The sequence below is a fragment of the Vibrio sp. VP6 genome (assembly GCF_028823755.1).
Classification (GTDB): domain Bacteria; phylum Pseudomonadota; class Gammaproteobacteria; order Enterobacterales; family Vibrionaceae; genus Vibrio; species Vibrio parahaemolyticus.
This window is the reverse complement of the sequence record NZ_JAPEID010000113.1, coordinates 1-2,376: the sequence shown is the minus strand read 5'-3', so window position 1 is coordinate 2,376 and position 2,376 is coordinate 1. Positions and strand designations below refer to the sequence as shown.

The following is a 2,376-nucleotide window of genomic DNA, read 5'->3' as shown; positions in this document are numbered from 1 at the left end:
AGTATATTCATGCGCATCTGTAAAAAGTGTCGCACTTCAAACTTGATACTAAGTGGTTTTCCCACGTAGTCCTATTAAGTTTCCAAATGGATCCTCAACTTGGCACATTGAAAGACCATCTTCAATTTCCATTGGTCCGCGATAAAGGCGCGCACCTAGTTTTTGAAAATGAGCCAGTACAACACATAAGTTATCTACTGACCAGTAAACAACTGTGCCACTTTTACCAGCACCAACCTTTTTATCTGCTTGGACTATTTCTAGGGAGAAACCATTTAGATCAAGCGCTGTGAAGTCAAAGTCAGGATGGTAAACCGGAACGGCTTCTGGAAAAGCTTTCTTATACCATTCAAGCCCTTTCGCTACATCTGGGACATGAACAAGAACCGCTGATGGATTCATAATTTCTCTCCAATCACATAACGCCGCATTAAGGTGTGAGCAACGCTACCACTAAACTCAACCATACCACCGTAAACACAAAACCCAACGACTAACACCAAAAATGCCAAGCGTTGGGAATCACTCTTAAATGCTTTGTTATGTGTTGCCTATTGAAGGCTAAGCTTTCTAGCTTTTTCAATAATTTCAATAGGTAAACGATTAGAACTAATAACCATATCCAAAGCATCGTATTCGCGGTGATCATTGAATATACGCCTAGATTGCGATATTCGAGTAATACAACCAGACTCTTGATAACCTTCTAAAGCTATCAAGTGTTCAATCAAATCCTCTTTTGACCAGTTTTTATCCTGAAACAACTCGTAGTATTTAACAAAACACTCTTTTCCGATCGATCGTAAGCTACGATCTAACTGTTTGTCATCCATAGCGCTACCTGCGAAGAAATCTACCTTGATAAGTATGGCAGATAGTCAAAAAGACACATAACGCCCTGTTAAGGTGTGAGCAACGCAATACCGAATCCTGCATACCACCTTAAACACCAAACGCAACGCATAGTGAAAATGCCAAGCGTTGCGAATCACTCTTAAACAGATTGTTAGAGAGAGTCCCCACGTAATACACGAAGCTTTGATGCGTATTTTTGCTTCAATTCTTCTGCATCCAGTTCATACCCTAACTCTGAGGCAAACTGTTCTGCCATAAACCACAAGCGATTAGGCATGGGGTCTTGTAACGCATAGTTTCCTAAGTTTATTTGCGCTATGCTCCTAGCTGGTTCATCCAACCCTACTGGAGAAGGGATACCATAACCCAGCTCGGTTTTAGTTTCGCTATCCAAATCTATGGAAGCAAACACAGGAGGATGCCAGAGACCACCATCTAATGGCATGCAAATCGCAGCATCATAGATCTTGCCATCAATTTCTATCCACGAATGGTCGAAATATTTCTCACCCGTTTTCACTTCACCGATACAGAGTGAGTTCTTAATACCAAGTTCATTCAACACAACATGTAGAACGGCAGATGTATCATGACAACCACCTTTGTACTCAGTTTCAACTATAAACTGAAGCAACTCTGAATAAAGTTGAGAAATGATTTCGTCATTTTTATTCTGAATATTACGATTGATAATTGCTAACCAACTTTCCATATCATCACTCTCTCTAACGCCCTGTTAAGGTGTGAGCAACGCAAAACCGAAGCCACCGCACACCACCTTAAACACTAAACGCAACGCATAGTAAAAATGCCACGCGTTGCGAATCACTCTTAAACAGATTGTTAAGCCGCAATTTTATCGCTGTCAATTTCTCTTGGAAGAACTTCCGCTAAACAATTTACAGAGGCTTCAAACTTTTCCGCTGGCCCTCGAGTTGATAATTGAATTAGCTCATTAAGACCTGATTGGCTTGTGAATGACAGTTCCTGATATAGGCAAATTGGTAGCTCATGGTTATCTTTAAACCTGCGGTCTGGTCCACCGGACTTATTTACGTATTTCCACGTTTTATCAACGATCAATGCATCAGCAGGAACTGACTCTTCTTCGATAAATTTTTTATCTCCGACCATCACAACCAAATCTTGGTAACTCACAGCTCCGACACCTGTAGTGTCATAGACCAACACTCGGTCAGGAAAGAAATGTAATGTTTGACGACCTACTGCAATAGAAACTGTCTTCACATTTGTTTTTAATCGAGGCGGTTCAGAGATCATAATCGATGTCAGCTTTCGATCTATAAGATTGCTTGCACCTGCATGATATTTTTTATCCAGGACTTTGCCTGAGGCTGATATATGCCAGCATTTATTAGCTTTTGCCATTTGTTCTGCTGCCGAAAATAGCTTGTCATAAGCAAGTTCCATTTCGGAGTCAAAGTCATAGAAAAGTACTGTTGTCTTACTTGGATTCAAGTACGAAGTGCGACACCTCTGAACATAAAAACAGTGAAATGC

General features: G+C 40.7%; 3 protein-coding genes and 1 pseudogene. All 4 read right to left on the bottom strand.

The genetic code is table 11. From position 1 onward, the window contains the following. Nucleotides 1-48 precede the first annotated feature (48 nt). Entirely contained in the window at nt 49-402 is a 354-nt protein-coding gene (locus tag OU793_RS24175; RefSeq protein WP_140104194.1) for a VOC family protein, read from the bottom strand. Between the two features lie 149 nt (nt 403-551). Next, entirely contained in the window at nt 552-833 is a 282-nt protein-coding gene (locus tag OU793_RS24170; protein ID WP_159404091.1) for a hypothetical protein, read from the bottom strand. 173 nt (nt 834-1,006) lie between these two features. Continuing rightward, the gene (locus OU793_RS24160; RefSeq protein ID WP_140104158.1) at nt 1,007-1,567 is read right to left on the bottom strand and encodes a lasso peptide biosynthesis protein; all 561 of its coding nucleotides are present in this window, start codon (nt 1,565-1,567) and stop codon (nt 1,007-1,009) included. Between the two features lie 131 nt (nt 1,568-1,698). Beyond that, nucleotides 1,699-2,376: pseudogene (locus tag OU793_RS24150) on the bottom strand (hypothetical protein); the annotation flags it as partial.

What these genes read in the sequence shown, in the direction of transcription:
- OU793_RS24160 (WP_140104158.1), bottom strand. Translation starts at nt 1,567, where the DNA reads ATGGAAAGTTGGTTAGCAATTATCAATCGTAATATTCAGAATAAAAAT.
- OU793_RS24175 (WP_140104194.1), bottom strand. Translation starts at nt 402, where the DNA reads ATGAATCCATCAGCGGTTCTTGTTCATGTCCCAGATGTAGCGAAAGGG.
- OU793_RS24170 (WP_159404091.1), bottom strand. Translation starts at nt 833, where the DNA reads ATGGATGACAAACAGTTAGATCGTAGCTTACGATCGATCGGAAAAGAG.